The sequence below is a fragment of the Sphingobium sp. YBL2 genome (genome assembly GCF_000943805.1).
Taxonomy (GTDB): Bacteria; Pseudomonadota; Alphaproteobacteria; order Sphingomonadales; family Sphingomonadaceae; genus Sphingobium; species Sphingobium fuliginis.
Genome location: NZ_CP010954.1, coordinates 3,535,943 through 3,556,232, shown reverse-complemented (window position 1 = coordinate 3,556,232; position 20,290 = coordinate 3,535,943). Strand labels below are relative to the sequence as shown.

The 20,290-nt window shown below is 66.0% G+C and carries 8 protein-coding genes; 2 read left to right on the top strand and 6 right to left on the bottom strand.

From position 1 onward, the window contains the following. Positions 1-38 precede the first annotated feature (38 nt). Together parE and TZ53_RS16365 are read left to right on the top strand one after the other, a co-directional pair. Positions 39-2,015: a DNA topoisomerase IV subunit B gene (gene parE / locus TZ53_RS16370; RefSeq protein ID WP_044661969.1), complete on the top strand. Its 1,977-nt coding sequence runs from the start codon at positions 39-41 to the stop codon at positions 2,013-2,015. A 158-nt stretch (positions 2,016-2,173) separates the two neighbouring features. Further along, positions 2,174-3,235: a transglutaminase-like cysteine peptidase gene (locus tag TZ53_RS16365; protein ID WP_044661968.1), complete on the top strand. Its 1,062-nt coding sequence runs from the start codon at positions 2,174-2,176 to the stop codon at positions 3,233-3,235. Positions 3,236-3,280: 45 nt separating this feature from the next. Here TZ53_RS16365 and TZ53_RS16360 read toward each other — a convergent pair whose 3' ends face one another. The 6 genes from TZ53_RS16360 to TZ53_RS16335 all read right to left on the bottom strand — a co-directional run bounded on the left by TZ53_RS16360 (position 3,281) and on the right by TZ53_RS16335 (position 19,652). Continuing rightward, a complete protein-coding gene (locus tag TZ53_RS16360; RefSeq protein WP_044661967.1) occupies positions 3,281-4,555 on the bottom strand; it encodes an HlyD family type I secretion periplasmic adaptor subunit in 1,275 nt (424 codons plus the stop codon). After that, a complete protein-coding gene (locus TZ53_RS16355; protein WP_238320066.1) occupies positions 4,552-5,478 on the bottom strand; it encodes a cell wall hydrolase in 927 nt (308 codons plus the stop codon). The genes TZ53_RS16360 and TZ53_RS16355 overlap by 4 nt, the downstream gene beginning before the upstream one ends. Positions 5,479-5,555: 77 nt before the next feature. Further along, positions 5,556-7,715 carry a type I secretion system permease/ATPase gene (locus TZ53_RS16350; RefSeq protein ID WP_044661966.1) on the bottom strand — a complete coding sequence of 720 codons (2,160 nt, stop codon included), beginning with the start codon at positions 7,713-7,715 and terminating at the stop codon, positions 5,556-5,558. A gap of 53 nt (positions 7,716-7,768) precedes the next feature. Continuing rightward, complete coding sequence (locus TZ53_RS16345) at positions 7,769-9,163, bottom strand: TolC family protein (RefSeq protein ID WP_044661965.1); 1,395 nt, start codon at positions 9,161-9,163, stop codon at positions 7,769-7,771. Positions 9,164-9,175: 12 nt separating this feature from the next. Beyond that, a complete protein-coding gene (locus TZ53_RS16340) occupies positions 9,176-9,835 on the bottom strand; it encodes an OmpA family protein (RefSeq protein WP_238320065.1) in 660 nt (219 codons plus the stop codon). An 88-nt stretch (positions 9,836-9,923) separates the two neighbouring features. After that, positions 9,924-19,652 carry an Ig-like domain-containing protein gene (locus tag TZ53_RS16335; protein WP_084694383.1) on the bottom strand — a complete coding sequence of 3,243 codons (9,729 nt, stop codon included), beginning with the start codon at positions 19,650-19,652 and terminating at the stop codon, positions 9,924-9,926. Positions 19,653-20,290 lie beyond the last annotated feature (638 nt).

The following is a 20,290-nucleotide window of genomic DNA, read 5'->3' as shown; positions in this document are numbered from 1 at the left end:
GCTTGCGCCTGCCATCCGCCGGCTTATAGCTTGTGCCCATGTCCGAAGACCTGTTCGCCGCCAATCCCTCCGCCACCCCGCAATATGACGCCTCCGCCATTGAAGTGCTGGAGGGGCTGGAGCCGGTGCGCCGCCGCCCCGGCATGTATATCGGCGGCACGGACGAGCGCGCGCTGCACCATCTTGCCAGCGAAGTGCTGGACAACAGCATGGACGAGGCGGTCGCGGGCCATGCGACGCGGATCGAGGTGCTGCTGGAGCCAGGCAACAGGCTGACCATCACCGACAACGGCCGGGGCATCCCGGTCGACCCGCATCCCAAATTTCCCGGCAAGTCGGCGCTGGAGGTGATCCTGACCACGCTCCATTCGGGCGGCAAGTTCACCGACAAGGCTTATGCGACGTCGGGCGGTCTGCACGGCGTTGGCATCAGCGTGGTCAATGCGCTGTCGGTCGTCACGGTGATCGAAGTGGCGCGCAACAAGGAACTATTCCGCCAGAGCTTTGCCCAGGGCCTGCCCACCAGTGGGCTGGAGAAGGTCGGCGCGGCGCCCAATCGGCGCGGCACATCGGTCAGCTTCATTCCCGACACGGAGATTTTCGGGGAGCAGAAGTTCAAGCCTTCCCGTCTTTATCGCCTTGCACGGTCCAAGGCCTATCTTTTCGCGGGCGTGGAAATCCGCTGGAAATGCGCGCCGGAACTCATCACCGACGATACGCCGGCCGAGGCGGTGTTCCAGTTCCCCGGCGGACTGGCCGATCATCTGAAGGAACAGGTGGGCGACCGTGAATGCGCGACCAGCGCCTTCTTTTCGGGGAGTCAGGATTTTCCGGACTCGGCCGGGCGCGTGGAATGGGCGGTTGCTTGGCCGCTCTGGTCCGATGGTAGCTACTCCTGGTATTGCAACACCATTCCGACGCCCGATGGCGGCACGCATGAGACCGGCCTGCGCGCCGCGTTGGTGAAGGGCATCCGCGCCTTCGGAGAACTGGTGGGGCAGAAGAAGGCGAAGGACATCACCGCCGACGACATCGTGACTTCTTCGGAAATCATGCTGTCGGTCTTCATCCGCGATCCGCAGTTCCAGAGCCAGACCAAGGACCGGCTCACCAGCCCGGAGGCGGCGCGGCTGGTCGAAAATGCGGTGCGCGACCATTTCGACCATTATCTTTCCGACCATATGGAGCGCGGCAAGGCGCTGCTCGCCTATGTGCTCGACCGGATGGACGAGCGCCTGAAACGCAAGCAGGAGAAGGAGGTCAAGCGCAAGACCGCCACCAGCGCGCGCAAGTTGCGGCTGCCGGGCAAGCTGACCGACTGTTCGAACGACGATCCGGAGGGAGCGGAAATCTTCCTGGTCGAGGGCGATTCGGCCGGCGGCTCCGCCAAGCAGGCGCGTGACCGCAAGACGCAGGCGATCCTGCCCTTGCGCGGCAAGATATTGAACGTCGCCTCCGCCAATACCGCCAAGATCCTCGCCAATCAGGAGATTGCCGACATGATCCTGGCGCTGGGCTGCGGCACGCGCAAGGACTGCAATCCCGACAATCTGCGCTACGAACGCATCGTCATCATGACCGACGCCGACGTCGACGGCGCGCATATCGCGACGCTGCTGATGACCTTCTTCTTCCAGGAGATGCCGGAACTGGTGCGGCGGGGCCATCTCTATCTGGCGCAGCCGCCGCTCTACCGCCTGACAGCGGGAGGCAAGAGCCTCTATGCCAAGGACGACGCCCATCGGGAGCAAATCCTGGCCAAGGAGTTCAAGGGAAAGAAGGTCGACGTCAGCCGCTTCAAGGGCTTGGGCGAGATGAACCCGGCGCAGCTTCGCGAAACGACGATGGACCCCAAGACCCGCAGCCTGATCCGCGTTACCCTGCCCGACGACATAGAGGACCGGCAGCAGGTCCGTGAACTGGTCGACCGGCTGATGGGCACCAATCCGGCTCATCGCTTTGCCTTCATCCAGGAGAATGCGGCAACGGTCGATGAGGAGACAATCGACGCCTGAGAAGCGATTTTCTTCTTGATTGCGGCAAAGCGGCAGAGCGGATTTTTGCGATAGCCCGAAAACTGCCGGGCAAAAATCTGCCGGCAATTTTTTGCCTACCGCCGCGTTAACCAGCGCGGGGCACCGGATGTTCAATTTTCGGCGGGATACGGGCAAGCATGTCAGGCTTCGTCCCGCCCATTCCCTCATCGGCTCTGCGTCGCTTCGCGCTTCGCGCCAGCGCCACCCTGCTGCTGGCGGCGAGCGGCCATGCTCTGGCGCAGGCGCCGCTGGGGGCTATTCCGGACATCTTCACGCAGAGCCGGTCGGCCTATACGCCCGCCGAACGCGTCGCCGCCAATCTTCTCGCGGGCGGCATGAGCCGTCTGGCAGCAATCAGTGCGCAGCAAGGCGGCACGGCCAGTCCAGCGCCTTGGGTGGGGCAACCGCCTTTCCCGGAAGCGATGATCATCAACGATCGGCGCATCAACGACTTCAGCGGCAAATTGCCCGGTTGGCGGTTGCAGGGGGTCCAGCTTTCCGTACTGAGCTATCGCCAGCCGGTGCTGGTGCCCGGCTTCATGCAGGGATTTTTGCCAGACCCGACGGCTGCCGCAACGCCACGGGCCAGCGCGTTCGTCATGCCGGCCCGCCCGGTTCCGGCGCTTTCGGGCCAGATCATGCCGCGCAATGGGCAACCGGATGTTTTCGGATCGGTCGCCATGCCGATTTCCCGGACGCTGCTCGACAGCAAATGGGCTTCCGTTTCGGCGGTGCTGCCCGGCAAGGGGGTCTGGAGCGGTGTCCTGAACGCGGCTCGCGGATCGACGGCGCAGCAGCAGGTCGAGATGATCAATGGCTGGGTCAATCGCCGGCTGCATTTCGTCGATGACCGGCAGGGCGGCGACAACTGGGCTTCGGCGGCGCGGACGCTGCAGAGCGGCGCTGGCGATTGCGAGGATTATGCCATCGCCAAGATGAAGCTGCTGGAGGCGGCGGGTTTCGACCGCCGCGCCATGTTCCTGGTCATCGCCCGCGACCTGGTGCGGCAGGCGGACCATGCCGTGCTGGCGGTGCGGATCAGGGACGAGTTGATGATCCTGGACAACATGACCGACCGGGTGCTGCCTTCGTCCAGCGTCAGCGATTATCGGCCGATCATGAGCTTCAATGCCTTTGGGCGCTGGACTCATGGCTATCGGGTGACGCCGCCGCAGCCGGTGCAGTTTGCGGCGCGGTGATCGCGCGCCCTTGGTGCATCGTCCTTCGCATTGTTGAGGACAGGCTTACCGCTCCCGCAGCGCTTCCGACCGCGCCTTCATGATCGGCTTCAACAGATAGGCCAGCACCGACTTGCGGCCGGTCAGGATTTCCACATCGCAAACCATGCCCGGCGTGATCGGCAGCTTGTGCGCGCCTGAACCGAGCCAGGCGCGGTCCGTCTCCACGACCACGGTGAAATAGGCTTCTCGCGTCGCTTCGTCATAGACGCTGTCGGCGGAGACCTGCTGCACCGTGCCCGTCAGCCCGCCATAGATCGAGAAGTCATAGGCCGTCACCTTCACCACGGCCCGGTCGCCGGTCTTGATGAAGGCGATGTCGTTGGGCTTCACCCGCGCCTCGACCAGCAGCTTTTCGCCCACCGGGACGATCTGCATGATCTTCTGACCGGGACTGACGAAACCGCCAATGGTCGTCACCTGCACGTCATTGACCACACCATCGACGGGCGAGCGGATCTCCGCCCGCTGCGCCCGTCCCTTTGCGCCCCGAAGGGACTCGCTGTTGACGGCGATCTTCGCCTCCAACTGGCTACGCTCGTTGAGCGCGTCCTGACGGAACTGGTAATTGGCTTCCGAAAGCTGCGCCTGCGCCTCGCGGATCGCGGCGGACGCACGCGAAGCCTGCTGCTGCGCGGCATTGAGCCGCCCCTGCGCGTCCACCAGTTCGCGGCGGGCGTCGAGCAATTCGGTCTGTGGGATGATCGATTTCGCCGCGAGCGGTTCCAGCATCGCCACCCGCTGGCGCGCAAGCTGGACGCTGCCGCCCAGGCTGTCGATGGTCGCCTGCGCCTCGCCCAGTTCGCGGCGGCGCTGGTCGACCTGGGCCGCAAGCGCGTCCTGCTTGCTGCGAAGCGCCGACTGGCGGACGGCGGCGAGCGCCTGTTCCTGCTGGCATTCCGGCCCGCCGGTCGTGCAAGCCGCGCCTTCACCCGTGCCTTCCCGCTCCAGACGCCCGGCGCGCGCGGTCAGCGAGCGCGTCTCCGCCTGAAGCTGCCCCAGTTCCGAAGCCAGCATCGCATCGTCGAGCCGCACCAGAAGCTGGCCCTTGCTGACCTTCTGGCCGGAGCGGACCAGTATTTCCTCGATCGTGGTGGGTTCGGCGGACTGGATGACCTGCGCCTTGCTGGACGGGATCACCCTGCCCTGTCCATGCGTCACCTCGTCCACCGGCGCCAGGCTGGCCCACATCAGGAAGACCAGCATGCCGCCGCCGCTGTAGAGAATGACCTGCTTGTTGCCCGGTTGTCCCCGCAGCCAGCCTATCCAGCGCGAAATCATGGTTGCACCCCTTGGAGATGATGGTCGTCCGCCGCCAGAGTGACTGGCGAGGCTTTTTGCTGGCGGGCGAGCATCTCGCTAAGCGCGCCGCCGCCTGTGGAAGGATCGGGGATGGAGAGTTTCCAGCCCTTGGTCGGGTCCATCCGGCCGCCGACATCATTGGCCGCCCGCCGTTCCGGCAGGGCCGCGACGGGCGGATAATCGATAGCCGGTTCGGCCGCTATGGCGAAGCGCGACGGGTCGAAGGCGGGAATATGCTCGCCGCCCGCATAGCGGCCGGTGAACGCCCCCGGCAGGCCCCAGCCGCCCGGCCAGCGATAGAAGATATGCGCGCCGATCTGCGCCAGCTTCGCCAGATGCGGCGCCCAGCGGGGGAAGACATAATCGGCGTGATAATGGGTCGCGGTGCCCACTTCCTTCTCGACCCGGCCGGTCAGCGCATCGGCGGCGATCCGCTTCGCCCGGTTCCAGAGGTCGGGCAGCGGACGGCGCGCCAGCGAACCGTCGCAGACGAAGCTGAACTGGCAGACCGAGGCGTCGAAGCGCTGGTAGACGACGCCGCACACCGTCTTGGCGAAGGCGGGGTGGCGGACGCGGTTCAGCACCACCTGCGCGACGGCGCGCTGGCCGCTTTCGGGCTCCCGGGCGGCTTCATAATAGACGGCCTGGGTCAGGCATTGGAGGGCGCGGTCATGGTCCTCGCCCGCCGTGGCGAGGGCACGGAAGGGCTTGGCGGCGCTGATCGTGCCGGAGAAGCCGAGACGCTGGTTTTCCTCGCGGGCCTTGTCGCCGTCTTCCGCCGGGACGGTTTGCCCGGTCATCTGAACCAATGCCAGATATTGGCGGGGGATGGCAGGAGCGGCTTCCACGATCTTGGCTTGCATCGTGGGCTGGGGCTGGTCGTGGTGCCACAGCACCGCCACGGCGAAGGCTGCCGTCGTAGCAAGTCCCGCACCAAGGATAAAAGCGCTCCGTGTTGAATAGGCAGGCCGTACCGCGCTCATTGCCCTGCCCCCCGCTGGAGCTGGCCGATGATCTCGTCACGCGGGCCGTCCGCCAGCACGACGCCCTGATCGATGACGATCAGCCGGTCTACGATCCGCAGCAGCGCATGGCGGTGGGTCGACACGATCAGCGTCTGGTCTGGCTCCAGCGCCCTTTCCAGATGGTCGATGAACAGATTCTCGGTCTGGTTGTCCATCGCGCCGGTCGGCTCGTCGAGGAAGAGGAGCTTGGCCGGTTCCACCAAGGCGCGCGCCATGACCAGAAAACTGCGCTGTCCGCCCGAAAGGCGGCTGCCGCGCTCCCCGATATGCAGGTCGAACCCAGCCGCATCGCGTCCGAAGAAACGCGCCGCGCCCGAACGTTCCAGCGCCTCCAGCAGCTTTTCGTCGTTGGCTTCGCGAGCGCCCAGCAGCAGATTCTCGCGCACCGATCCGCTGAACAGCTCGGCATCCTGCCCGACATAGCGGAAGGCGGAGCGCAGCTCATGCGGATGATATTGGCGGCTGTCCACCTCATCAATGGTCAGCAGGCCGCCGGTGGGCGGATAAAGGCCGCAGATCACCCGGCCCAGCGTCGACTTGCCCGACGCCACGCGACCGATCAGGCCGATGCGCTCGCCCGGTTCGATGCGCAGGTCGATGCCGCGCAGGCTGGGCTGGCTGGCGCCGGGATAGCCGAACTCCAGCCCTTGCGCGACAATGGCGCCCTTGCGGATCTTCGGAATGATGCCGCGCGCGCCGTCCAGCCGCTCATCCGGCTGGTCGATCAGCGTTTGCAGGCTGTCCAGCGTCGTCATGGCCTGACGCCCGCGCACGATCACGAAGGCAAGCTGTCCCACCGGAGCGAGCGATCGCCCGGCCAGCATGACGATGGCGATGATCGCGCCCATCGAAATGTTGCCCGCCGCGAACATGTAGAAGCCGCCGATGACCAACGCGATGCTCGTCACCTGCTGGCAGAGGGCGGCCAGCGTGACGCTCTTGGAGGAAAGCCGCCGCAGCTTTTCCTGCGTGGCCGCGCTCATCCGGGCGTAGCGGCGCCAGCGTTCCAGCATCCGTCCTTCGGCGCGGCAGGCCTTCAGCGTCTCTATGCCGCCGATCGCTTCGACCAGCGCCGCGCTTTGCAGGCTGGAGTCCGCCTGGGCATCGCGTGACAGGCGGGCCATCGATCGTTGCAGGACCCAGCCTGCGCTCGCCATGATCCCCATCATGACGACCGGTACGATGGCCAGCCAGCCCCCCAGAAGGGCGATGATGCCGACGAAGAAGAAGAGGAAGGCGATGTCCACCACCAGGACCACGGTGGTCGAGGTGAAGAATTCGCGCACGGATTCAAATTCGGACACGCGCCGCGCCAGCGCCCCGGTGCTGCCCGAACGGCTTGCCAGCGGCGTGTTCAGCACCTTTTCGAACAGGCGTTGCGAAAGGCGCTCATCGATCTCCCGCCCCGCCTCGTCCACCAGTCTCGCGCGGGCAATGCGCAGCGCGAAATCGAGGCTGAAGGCCAGCATGACGCCGACGCCCAGCACCCAGAGGCTGGAAGCCGCCTTGTTCGGGATGATCCGGTCGTAGACGTTCATCGTGAACAGCGGCAGCGCGAAGGCGAGCAGGTTGATGATCGCCGCGGCCAGCATCACATAGCCGAAGCCGCTACGGGCGCGCCAGACTTCGCGCCAGAACCAGTGCTGGCGGGCGCGTTCGTCCCAGGGGCGTTCCTCGGCGCGTTCGCGGCCATGATCGGCCATGACCACCAGCGCCTCGCCGGTGAAATAGCCTTCCAGATCGCTGAGCGGCGCCCAGACGGCTTCGTCCGCATGCGGAAGCTGGACCAGCGCGTCACCGGCCTTGATGTCCAGCAGCAGCAGGAAACGCCCGCCACGCAGCGGCAGAATGGCGGGCAGGTTGCCCGGCCGCCATTTGTCCAGCCGGCCCCGGACATGATCGCTCAAAAGACCGATCTGATCGAGCGCGGATTCCGCCTGATGAAAGGGCAAGCGCCCGGATTCATCGACGGCCAACCCCGCGCGGAGGCTTACGATACCCGGCGACCGGTCGAAATGCCGCGCCGCATGGGCGATGCTCTCCACCAGCTCGTCGCTAGGCGTGCCTTGATGGTCCAGCCATTCGGCCAGACTGAGTGTGCTTCGTTCCAACATTGTTTACCCCGCGCCATCCCGGCTTGCGCCGGGATGACCCCCAATAATGAAACTCAGCCCGGATAGCGCCGCCGCTGCAACTCAGCGGGCGGCAGATCGGGGACATTATAGGTCTTCCGCGCATCGGCCTTGGCGTCCGAAGGCGCGGCGAGGCCCAGCGTATCCAGCAGCGTGTTGGTGGCCGCCAGAATCTGATATTGCGCGAAAATCTCCGAGAAGCGGGCCGTTTCCGTCCGCACCTGCGTATTGAAGCGGGTGTTCTGGCTGTCCAGAACGTCCAGCAGCGAACGCCGGCCGACATTGAACTGCTCGCGATAGGAGACGAGCAGCCCGTCGGAGACCGTGCCCTGACGCGACAGGTCAGTCACGCGCTTCTTTTCCGTGTCCCAACGGTTCCAGGCGGTGCGGACATCCTCCTCCGCCTCGCGCAGCCGCTGGCTCAGGCGGAAGCGCGCCTCGCTCGCCCGGCGGGTCATCTCCTGGACCTTGGCACGGTTGATGCCGCCGTTGAAGAGCTGCCAGCGCAGGACGACGCGGCCCTGAATGTCATTGGTATTGCCCTTGAAGCCGTCGACATCCTGACCGACGCGGCCGGTTCCTTCCACGGAGACCGTCGGCCCCAGTTCCGACTTGGCCTCATCCACCACGGCATGCGCCGCCTGGATGTCGGCTTCCGCCTCGCGGACCAGCGGATTGTGGGTGCGCGCGGCGGCGATCGCTTCGTCCAGCGTCGGCGGCACGGCGCTCGTCACCGGATCGGGCATGGTGACCTGATCGATGGAAAGGCCGGTCAGCGTGCGGAACTGGATAGCCGCATTGGTCATGTCCTGCTCCGCCTCGCTCTTGCGGACGAGAGCAGCTTGCAGCCTTTCCTCCGCCTGCTGCTGATCGGCGATGCTGATCGACCCCTTGGTCACGCCTTCGCCCAAATCGCCCAGCAGCTTGCGGTGGAAGGCGATATTGTCCTCCGCCGCCGCCACGACCCGCTGCTGGAGCATATAGTCGAGATATTGGCGGGTGACGTTCAGCGCCACGAACTGCGAACGCTCCCCAACGCGCAGCGCCGCGCCGTCGGTGCGGGCGGCCTGCCGGCGCTTTTCCGCGCTGCGATAGCCGGAGTCCCAGACGGTTTCCTCGGCCCGTACGCTGGCTTCCAGCGGCCAGAGCGTCTGGTTATCGAGGTTGAGAGCGCGCCGGGTGGCGTTTTCCAGACGGCGGACGCCCGCCGATCCCTCAACGCTGACGCGGGGCAGATAAAGCCCCTGCGCCTGTTCGCGCTCGAATTCGATGGCTTCCTTGTTCTGGATCGCCTGGTTGATTTCCGGATGGCTGTCGATCGCCGCGGCGATCGCGCTCTTGAGATCGGTGGTCTGGGCCCAGCCCGTCGAAACCATGGCCGCCGCACAAAGGGCGATCAGGCTGCCGCATGTCTTGCGCATGATAGTCATGCCTTCCTCCCCTTAATTCGCGCTGGCGGTGATTTCGACCCGACGGTTCATCGGTTCGCGCACACCATCGGCGGTTTCGATCTTGAGCTGGGTCTCGCCCAGGCCATTGACGGTCATGGCGTCCGTCGCGATGCCTCCCTGGCTCAGCAGGCTGGCGACATTCTGCGCGCGGCGCAGCGACAGGCCGTCATTATAGCGGGTCGTGCCCGACGTGTCGGTGTAGCCGGTGACGCCGAAGCGCTTCCAGCCGCACTGCGCCGCCGTCTGCGTCAGCGTGGAGATGGTGCTCACGCCCTCAGGAAGCGGCGTGTCCATGTTCCAATCGAAGAAGATGGACACCGCCGGTGCCGTACAGTCCAGCGCGGGTGGGGCTGAAGCTGCCGACACCGGCGGCGGTGGCGGCGCCGAGAGGCGTGCCACAAAGTCGTCGCACTTGTTGATGCTCTCCGCATCCTTCGTGCCGGATTTGATGAAACCGATGGCGATGCCGCACTGGTTCTTCGCCTCGACCGCGTAGGTCCAGCGGCTGTCCTGGGCCGCGCGCACGCTGGCGTCGCCCACGGCCTTGACCGCCGTGTCGTAACGGCTGGTGAGCGCATCCCTCAGTTCGGACTTGCCCAGTTGCAGCAAGGGCGAAGCAGGCGCCGCCCAGGCCGCAGTCGTCGTCAGCATGGCGGTTACCAGCCCGACAGCCGCCGCCCTTCCAACTGCATTTCGCATATTCACTCTCCCCAAAATTCCCCGCGAGAAAATCGAATTGTCAGCCATGGGCGACCGCCATCGCTTCATGCGCGACCATCGCCGCTTCGAAGATGGCGGTGGTCGCGGCCATGTGCCCTGCGTCCGCCACTTCGACGGCAGCCGGGTTCAGCAAGGCCGGCGCCGCCGGATGCTCGCCACCCGGCAGGGCAGCCAGCAGTGCGTCGATATGCGGCGCGTCATGGGTGCCCAGCGCTTCCTTCACGACTTCGGCCGCATTGGCCGCCGAAACCCCTGGCTGCGCCGCCTGCTGCGCCGCCAGAACCGCCGCCGCGTTGCCGTCGAAGGCAGGCGGCAGGTCGATCGACTGGGCCAGCAGGCCCTGATGGCCGCTGAGGTCGGGCTGCGGAGCCTGGGCCGTATCGGCTGCCGCCGCATGCGCTTCGCCGCCGCCGGACAGGGTGGCATGCTCCGGCGCAGCCTCCTCGCTGGCATGGCCGGTGGACATAGTGGGCTGCTCATGCGTCGCCTGATCGTCCGTCGTGGCGAGCGAAGTCGGCTGGCTCTCCTGCGAAGGCGCAGGTTCGGTCGTGGTCGTGGCAGCCGGTGCGGTCTCCGTAACGGGCGGAGCGGTTTCCGCCGGAGCGGGTGCAGGCTGCTGCTCGGCCACATGCTCGGCCGCACCCGCCGCCGCGACCAGGCTGGCGGCTACCAGCGCCTGGTTGAAGCCACCGGCCGTGCTATCCGTCTTGCTCGTGTCGCTTGCCTTGGCGCCGGTCGCGAACATGACGTCCCCGACCGTCCCCTTGGTGCCGTCGGTGCGGACGAAGCTCGCTTCACCCAGCACGGTGACGTCGCCATTGGCGGCGGTATAGTTCTTGCCATCCGCGGTCAGATTGATCGCGGCGATGCCTATAGCGGTGAGCGACTTGAACTCGCCCGCGTCGACCACACCGTTGCCGTTCGCATCCTGCCAGACGCCGAAATCAGCGAAGGCCGCGTCCTTGGCATCGAATACGCCGTCGCCGTTGCTGTCATAGGCAAGGCGCAGGCCCTCCAGATCGCTCGCGGCGCCGGGCGCATCGTCGGCAAAGACGATGTCGTAACCGCCGCCCGTCGCATGGGCGAGCAGCCCGTCGTCGGAGGAAACCCAGGCGGTCGCAACCGCGCCATGGCCATAGTCGTGGGTGACGCCCGCCGACAGACCGACAAATTCCAGCCCGTCGCCATCCAGGTCGATGGCGACCGGGGGAACGGCAACCGGGTTCAGCGTGACGCTGACCGAACTGTTGACGCTGTCACCGTCTGCATCCGAGGCGACGATGGCATGGTTGATGTTGATTGGCGTGCCGCTGTTCAGCGTCTCAACCGAGAAGACGCCGAGGTCGAACGGATTGTTGACGTGCGGCGATTCCACCAGCACCGCATCGAAGCCCTTGGTGCCGACAATCTCATATTTGTCGTTCACCTGCAGGCCGGTGATGGTGACGCTGCCCGAAGCGAAGGTCACGCCGATGCTGCCCTGCGTCCCCGAGCCGGTGAAGCTGTAGACATTGCCGGTGCTCACATCCGTGACGATTACCTTGGCGATCGGGACGAAGCTTTCGCCCGCTTCCGGCGTCACGGAAGAGAAGCCCAGATCCTGGTCGTTGTCGGCATCGATGGCCGTGACCTTGATCGACACGGTGCTGTTGGGATTGCCGCCGACCTGAGCGATATTCTGCTCGAAGCTGATCACGCTCTGGTGATCGGCATAGGAGAAGCCGGTGGTGGTGGCGGGATTGCCAACCAGCGTCTTGATAAGATCGATGCGCACCGCCTCGTCGGGATTGACCGACTGGTTGTCGACGCCGATGGAGTCGCTGTCGGTGTTGACCGATCCCCGGGCGCCCGAAGCGCTGCGGCCGGAAAACAGCACGTCGATGGCATCGGTGGTATCGACGCCCAGGCCGCGATAGTCGGTGTTGCCCGCCTTCGCCGCGCTGAAGCTGCTGATCGAAATCTCGCTGCCGTTGGTGATCGTGCCGTGAAGGTCGAACACATATTTGTCCGTCCCCGGCTGGAGCGTGATGGTGTAGCCGATGTCTCCGTCCGCCGTCTTCGCCGTCAGCACATTCGTGCCGTTGCCGAAGATGAACAGGTCTTCGCCGGCCAGCCGCAGCGTGGCGCCGCTGGTATCCTTGGCGAGCGCGCCATCGGTGATGGTGAACAGCGCATTGCCTACGCCATCGGCGCCCGCCACGCTGGCGAAGTTGAGGTTGAAGGCCGTGGCGGGACTGTCATTGTTCGCCACCGATCCAGCCGCCGGCGTGAAGGAGCTGGGCATATCGTCGTTGAACGAGATGTTGAGCTGCCCGATGGCCGAGGAGGTCGGGTTGGTCGTCGCGTTATAGTCGCTGTCCGTCACGAGGAAATTGAGGCTTACCGAGGCGTCATTCTCATTCCCGCCGGCCGCGTGCAGCACATTGTCGAGCAGCGTCGCCGTATAGGCGCCCGTCGTCGGATTGACGACGACCTTGAACAGATCGGTGCCGACCCGACCGCCGACCGTCGTGATGGTCGCGGTCAGCGTGTTGGTCGTGCCGTTCCAGCTATAGGATACGGTGTCCGTACCAACCGTGCCGGTCGTGCCGTTCAGATTGGCGAAGCTCACGCTGCCACCGCCGTCGGCGCCGAAGGTGAAGGGCAAGGTGCCGCTGAAGCTGGCCTCGCTGGACCCAGCCGCGCCGGTGTCGCCCACATTGGCGTCGACGTCGCCGGTCGTGCTGGCCGCGTTGCCGCCGGTCAGGCCGTCATCGTCCAGCTTGGCGGCGGTGTTGTCCGCCGTCGGCTTGTTCGCGTCGCCCTGGAAGGTGAACTTCAGCGTCGCGCTGGCCGTGTCATTGTCGGCGTCGCGCATCACATAGGTGAAGCTGTCGAACGATCCCGAAGGCACCGACGCCTTGGGCGTGTAGGTATAGCTGCCGTCGGAGAATAGCTGCAACGTGCCATAGGCGCCGACGATCGTCTGGCTGCCGCCCAGGGCGATGGCGTTGCCGCCGACCGATACGACGGCGCCGGGCGTGTCCGCGCCGACATGGTCGTTGGTGAGGACATTGCCGGTGGAGGCAGCCGCCTTTTCGATGGTCGTCACATTGTCGTCGACGGCGATCGGGCTGTCATCCTCGATCGTGACGGCGATGCTGGTGGCGACCGTGGCGGTGCCGTCGCTGACGTTCACGGGGACCAGGAAGTTCTTCACATCCTCGGCGTTGATGCCGCTGTGATCGACCGACTGCAGCAGCGTCACCGTATAGGCGCCGCCGTTGGTGATGGTGATCGTGATCACCGGCACCGCGCCGACCGAACCGGTCAGCGTCTGCGTGCCGACGCCGCTCCAGGTGACGGGCAGGCCGTCGGCGGTCAGCACCGCGCCCGGATTGCCCAGCGTCATGCTGATGCTGTCGCCGTCCACGTCGCTCGCGGTGATCGTGCCGGTGGCGACCGTCGCATTGGTGGTGTCGTTCGGCAGGCCGGGCGCGGTGTCGGCATTGGCGCCGGTCAGCCCCTCTTCCGAAACGACCGCGATGCCGCTGCCGACCTGCGGCGCGTCATTGGTGCCCAGGATGGTGATGGTCAGGGTCGCGGTGGTGCTGTCGCCGTCGCCATCCGTGATGGTGTAGGTGAAGCTGTCGGTCAGCGTCTGGCCGTCGTCCAGATGCTGGACCGCCGCCAGACCGTTGTTCAGCGTATAGGTATAGCCGCCCGAAGCGTTGAGGACGAGCGTGCCATAGTTGCCCGTCGCGTTGCCGCCGACCGTACCGCCAGTGACCGCCGTCACCGCGCCGCCCGCCGCCGGACCGTCCGCGCCCAGCGAGTCCCCGCCCGCCGGATTGCCGTCGCTGCCCGCGCCGGTCAGCACATTGCCGCTGGCGGTCAGCGTGACGTCTTCCTTGACGATGTCGGTGTCGTTGGCCGCGACCGGCGTGTCGTCGTCGACATTGATGGTCAGCGTGCCGGTGGCCGTGTCATTGTCGGCGTCGGTGACGCGATAGCCGATGTCGAAGCTGACGTTATTCTCATCGCCGCCCGCCGGATGGACGATGGCGGCGTTCTGGACCACCGAATAGGTGCCCGCGACCGGATCGGTCAGCGTCACCGTTAGGACGGTCGTGCCATTCTGCTTCACCAGCAGCACGGTGCCGTTGCTTTCATAGGTGAAGCCAGCGGGGGCCCCGGTGCCGAGCAGGGTGATGCCGCCCGGACCGTCGGCGCGATAGTCATGGCCGAGCGTGCCTGTGGCGTTGAGGCTGTTCGCGTCGTCGCCCGTGCCGTTCGGATTGCCGCCCGACAGCGCGTCGTCGTCCAGTTGCACCACCGGATTGGCGCTGACAACCGGCAGGTCGTCGGACACGCTGACCGAAACGGTGCCGGTGGCGGTGTCGCCGTCGGTGTCCTGCGCGATCACCTGCACCGAGCCGAGCGCGACCAGATCGTCCACATTGACGCCCGGATGGGTGTCGTAATTGTCGTTCAGCGTGGCGGTCACGGTCGCGACATTGCCGGTGACCGACAGGTCCAGCGTGACGACCACGCCGCGCTCGTCCGAACCGGTGATCTGCGTGTCGGATACCCGCAGCCAGGTCAGGTCGCCAGTCAGGCCGCCGGTGCCGCCGAAGACGATCGAGGTGATGGCGTCCGAACCGGGCGTGAAGGTGATGGTGCCGCTGGCCGAGTCCGGATTGCCGGCGCTGGTGCCGCCCGCCAGATTCTGATCGTCCAGCGCCAGGGTGATCGGGCCGCTTGCGGTGGGGATTGCGCCGTCCGTGACGGTGATCGGCTGCACGGCGGTCGACTGGTCTCCGTCGCCGTCGGTGATGACATAGGAGAAGCCCGCACTGACCCCGCTCGCATTGTTGAGGTTGGTCGACGGGTTGAAGGTCCACGCCCCCGCCGCCGTGAAGGTGTAGGCGCCGAAGGCCGTGCTGACGTTGGTCGTGCCCACGGCGTTGATCGCCGTCGTGACGCCGCCGATCGTGACCGAGGTCAGGGTGGCGCCGTCAGCGCCCAGCGTATCGTTGGTCAGGACATTGCCGCCGATGTCGGCGCCGTCCTCCGCCACGGTGCGGGCGGTGTCATCGGCCGCCGTCGGAACATCGTCCACCACGTCGATGGTGATGGTGCCGTTGGCTATATTGCCGGAGCCGTCGACCGCCTGATAAGTGAAGACCTCTGCACCCCCAAAGGTCTGCGGCCCGTCATTGGCGGTCGGCCCGTCGACCGGCGAGGTCAGCGTGTAGGTGTAGCTGCCGTCGCTGTTGAGCAGGATCTGGCCATGGCTGCCGGTCGCGGAGCTGGTCAGCGTGTAGCTGACCGCGCCCACGACGTTGAGCTGGCCGGTCGCGGTTTCGGTGGGCTCGCCCGGCGTGCTGCCGGTGACGCTGCCCGCCGCGATGTCGTCGCCGGTGATGCCGGTGTCCAGCGCCGCCTCGAAGACCGTCTTCGTCTGGTTGTCCGCCGCCAGCGCGACATTGGCGACGTTGATGGTCAGCGTCGTCGTCGCCAGATCACCGTCCCCGTCGCGGATGGTGTAGACGAACACATCCTGCTTGTCGGCGGAGATGGCGTTGGGAGTCGCGTCATAGCGGTAGCTGCCGTCCGCGAAGAGCGTCAGCGTGCCGTAATCGCCCGCCACCGCCGTGCCGACCTGGCCGCTGACCGGGCTGGACGGATCACCGCCCTTGGCGACACCGACCACGCCCGGCGCATAGCCGTCCGCGCCCGGCTGGTCATTGTTGAGCACGCCGTCGGCCGCCGCCACGATCAGCGAGTCGCCCTCGCTCACCGAACCGCTGTCGGCCGTGGCGACCGGCGCGTCGTCCAGCACGGTCACGTTGATCGTGTCGGCCGGCGAGACATCGCCGTCGCTGTCGGTCACGCGCACCGCGAAGGCGTCGCCCGCCTTGGGGTCGGCCGCGCCGCTGATGCCGTCGCCGTCGCTGGTGACATTGTCCGGATGGGCCGGATCGTTGACCGCCAGCGTGTAGCTGTAGCTGTAATGCCCTGCTCCGTCGGAGGTTACGGTCAGCGCGCCCGCCGCGCCCGCGACCACCACCGGCGTTCCCGCCGTCGCCGAGGTCACGTCGACCCACGCGCCGTTCTTGTCCTGCACCTCGACCTTGGTCAGCGTGTCGCCGCCGGTCGTGATGGTCATGGCGCCCGTCGCGGTCTCGCTGTTCCCGGCCTCCTGCGTGCCGCCGGGCAGACCGGCTTCGGACACGGTCATGTCGGTCACGCTGACGGTCGGCGTCGAATCCTGGAGCAGGTTGATCGTCACCGTAGCGGTCGACTTGTCGCCGTCGCCGTCGGTGATGGTGTAGGTGAAGCTGTCGCTACCTTCCGCGCCCGCATTGGGGGTGTAGAGGAAGACGCCATTGCCCTGATAGACGACCGTGCCCTTGGCCGCGCCGGTCTCGAGCGCCACGCCGCTGGCGAGGTTGACGCCGTCGGCCCCCGCCACGTCATTGGCGAAGACGTCGATCGTGACCGCCGTATTTTCGGTGAGCTGGCCCGCGACGTCGTTCACCGCCGTCGGCATATCGTCGACCACGCGGATGTCCAGGCTGGCGCCGTCGGTCGACCCGTCGGTGTCGGTGACGACGACCGCGAAGCTGTCCGTCAGGCTGCCGTCATTGGCGCCCGTGTGCAGCAGCGTATTGTCGGTGAGGACATAGCTGTAGCTGACGGTTCCGCCGATCACGTCGCCGTCCGCGCCAACGGTCGGCGTGAAGCCGGTGATGCTGAGCGTGCCATAAGCGTTGGACAGGGTGACGCCGCTGATGAAGCCGTTCGCGCCGAAGATCGGCTGGCCGCCAACGGTGATGGTCGCCACGCCGTCCAGCGCGGACAGGGTGAAGCTGCCCGTCTGGGTCAACGCCGCCGCATCTTCCGAGCTGCCGCCCGGCAGGTCGTTTTCGAAGACGGTTTCTTCCGCGCCCTCGCCGTCCAGGCCGCTGATGGTCACGCCATCGTCGCTGCCCTGGATGGTGATGGTGATGGTCGCGCTGCTGTGATCGCCGTCGCCGTCGGTCAGCGTGTAGGTGAAGGTCTCCGTCAGGGTCTGGTTCTTGTCCAGGCCCTGGACCACGCCATTTTCATTGTTCAGCGTATAGGCATAGCTGCCGTCCGACTGGATCACGAGCGATCCGTACAGCCCGGCCAGCGGCGCGCCGACGGTTCCGGCGGTCTCGCCAAAGACGATGGCGCTGACATGCGCGCCGTCGGCGCCCTGCACATCGGCATTGCCGTCGGTCGCGTTGGCGTCCGCGCCGCCCGAACCGGCAATGACGTTGCCGTCGGCCACCAGCGGGCCGTCTTCGCGCACCGAGTCCGCATCGTTGGCGGCGGTCGGCACATCATCGATGATGGTGATGGTCAGCGTGTCGGTCGCCTGGTCGCCGTCCACATCGGTGACGGTGACGACGAAGCTGTCGGTCACATTGTCGCCAGCCGTGTTGGTGGTCAGCGTATAGCTATAGTCGATGCTGCCTTCGCTGAGGCCGGTGATCGTCAAAATGCCCTTGTCGGTGACGATTTCCTGCCCGATCTGGGTGATCGGAATATTGTTGATGGTGACGCTCGCAGGACCGTCCGGCGCGGTATAGGTGATCGTGCCGTCCGTCGTGTCGACGCCGCTGCCCGCATTGGAACCCATCGGATTCGTCAGGCCGGATTCGTCGACGATCGTGCCGTCGCCCACCTTGGGGATCGAAATGATCATGACGTCGCTGTTGGCGATGTCGATCCGCAGCGTCGCGGTGGAGGTGTCGCCGTCGCCGTCGCGCAGCGTGTAGCTGAAGCTGTCGCTCACCCCGCCCGGCGTGCCAGCCGCGCGAACATAGCTGTAGCTGCCGTCCGCGTTCAGCGTCAGCGTGCCGTAAGTGCCCTCGAACGTGCCGGTGGTCGTCACGACGGCGCCGTCCGCGCCCTTGACGTCGGCGCCCGCCGCGCCGGAGACGGTGCCCGCCCCGGTGATGACATTGCCGGTTTCCGGGCCATAGGTGCCGGCGGCGACGCCATCGACATCATTGTGGGCGGTCGGCACGTCGTCGACGATCTGCACGTCGACCGTCGCATTGGCGGTCGACCCGTTGCGGTCGGTCGCGACGACGGCGAAGCTCTGCAGGATGCTGTCCGCGCCCGCCGCGCCATGGCCCAGACTGTTGTCGGTCAATACGAAGCTGTAGGTGAAGGTTCCGGCCGTCGGCACGCCGCCCTGCGTGGCGGTCGCGGTGAAGCCGGTGATGGTCAGCGTGCCCACCGGCGTCGTCACCACCTGCCCGGCGACGAAGGCGCCATTGGCCAGCACCGACACGCCGCCGACCGTGACGCCCGACAGGCCGTCAGCGCCGCTGACGCCGAAAGAGCCGGTCTTGGCAAGGCCCGCCGCGTCGGGCGAGCTGCCGTCCGCCAGGTCGTTTTCCAGCAGGACGACTTCCGCGCCCTCTATCCCCGGCGCGCCATTGAGGCCAGTGATGGTGATGCCATCGTCCGCGCCGTTGATGGTGATGGTCAGCGTCGCCGTGGAGGTGTCGCCATCGGCATCGGTGATCGTGTAGCTGAAGCTGTCGGTCAGCGTCTGGCCGGGGACCAGGAACTGCACCGCCGCATTGCCGTTGGCCAGCGTATAGCTATAAGCGCCCGACGCATTCAGCGTCAGCGTGCCATATGTGCCCTGGAAGGTGCCCGTGGTCGACACGACCGCCCCATCCGCGCCCTGGATGTCGGCAACGCCATCGGTGGCGTTCGCGTCGCTGCCGCCGCTGCCGGTCAGGACATTGCCGTCCGCAACCAGCGGGCCGTCTTCGGTCACGCTGTCGGCATCGTTGACGGCAGTCGGCGCATCGTCCGCGATCGAGATGGTGAGCGTGGCGCTCGCCTGGTCGCCGTCGCTGTCGGTTACGACTACGGTGAAGACTTCGGCGGGCGGCGTGCCGACCACATTGTCGGTCAGCACATAGCTGTAGCCGATCGAACCGTCCGCGATGGAGGTGATCGTCAGCACGCCGAGCGGCGTCGTGACCGTCTGCCCGACCGTCGTGATCGCGACGCCGTTGATGGTGACGCCCGCCAGGCCGTCGCTGGCGGTGATCGCGATGGTGCCCGTGGTGCGCTCGCCATCCCCTGCCGCGGCCGAACCGGCCGGCTCGTTGCCGCGCGCGGGAAGCCCAGCCTCGCTCACACCCGCGGTCGCGGCAGTCGCGCCAGCGGGTTGATCGGGGGTGATGATGGTGACTTCCGGCTCCTCATTGGGCGCGATGGGCAGGATCTCGCGCTCCTCGGGCTGGGTAAACAGCAATTCCGTCGGCGGCAGCAGGTCTCCCAGGCCATGCGGATCGCCCACATCGCCGTCGGGGCCGGTGAAATTGCCGCCGGAGCTGCGCGGCGGACCGGCTGCGGGCTGCGGCTCCTCCCCGATCAGCAAGGCCGCCAGGTTGACTGAGGGAATTTCGACATCGCCCACGACCAGGCGCGGCATGACCACCGCGCCGTCCAGGATCACCAGATCGGTGCCGTCCGGCAGGTGGACGATCAGATTGCGTCCGGAAACCTCGATCCCATTGATGTCGGTGCCGGCCGGCAGGACGACGGTGCCGTCGGGATTGGGTTCGACCGTGCGGACAACCTCCGCCCGATGCATCTTGCCGGGATGGACCGCCTTGCCCCTTGCGGCCAGAGCAGCCGCTTCCGGATGAAGGGCCTGCTGATGGTCAGCGGCGTCTTTGCTATCCCAATCGCGCTCGAAATCCATTGTCCATCCCACCTGTCGCCATGGGGGCATGGAAGGAGCGCGCAAGAGGCCTGGCCCAGAATGCACAGTGCATACGGAGCTGACATCTTTTCCCGACATTGCGGCAATCAGCGGATCAGCTATTGCCCCTAGTCAACGTTCTCCCGCCGGCAGGACCCTTTTGCTAAGTCGACCGCCGCCCCGGATTAACCTTCTGCATCTGTATTTTTACTGACCCGATGGCCGATCTTATTCTCCGCCTGCAAAATGAGTCACGAAGATTCCAGTTTTGTTAACCATTTAAACGCGATACGGCGGAAAAAATAACTTATGCTCTATTACGAACGATATAGGCGGAATTTCATACTTATATCCTTCAGTCTATGCTGAACTTGGATTTGGTTAACAAACAAGGCTTACGACATATGCGACTCGGGCGAGTCGATCCTGCTCCATTCGTTCAATGGCTGCCCCGATAGGGCTTCCCGACTGCCCCAATCGGATTGGAAGTTGCAAGGAAGGAATGAAAACGGGCGACCGGCTTGTGCAGCCGGCCGCCCGTCCAAAATGCGACCCATAGACTTATCGTGCGGAGCCGTGCGTTCCTTTCCGCGGCTTCGTCCAGTCGGCCTGTGACTGGCGATAAGCTATGGAAAATC

Excerpts from the sequence above, each read along its gene's own strand:
- TZ53_RS16340 (WP_238320065.1), bottom strand. The coding sequence starts at position 9,835 with ATGCTGACGACGACTGCGGCCTGGGCGGCGCCTGCTTCGCCCTTGCTG.
- TZ53_RS16360 (WP_044661967.1), bottom strand. The coding sequence starts at position 4,555 with ATGATTTCGCGCTGGATAGGCTGGCTGCGGGGACAACCGGGCAACAAG.
- parE (WP_044661969.1), top strand. The coding sequence starts at position 39 with ATGTCCGAAGACCTGTTCGCCGCCAATCCCTCCGCCACCCCGCAATAT.
- TZ53_RS16345 (WP_044661965.1), bottom strand. The coding sequence starts at position 9,163 with ATGACTATCATGCGCAAGACATGCGGCAGCCTGATCGCCCTTTGTGCG.
- TZ53_RS16350 (WP_044661966.1), bottom strand. The coding sequence starts at position 7,715 with ATGTTGGAACGAAGCACACTCAGTCTGGCCGAATGGCTGGACCATCAA.
- TZ53_RS16365 (WP_044661968.1), top strand. The coding sequence starts at position 2,174 with ATGTCAGGCTTCGTCCCGCCCATTCCCTCATCGGCTCTGCGTCGCTTC.
- TZ53_RS16335 (WP_084694383.1), bottom strand. The coding sequence starts at position 19,652 with ATGGATTTCGAGCGCGATTGGGATAGCAAAGACGCCGCTGACCATCAG.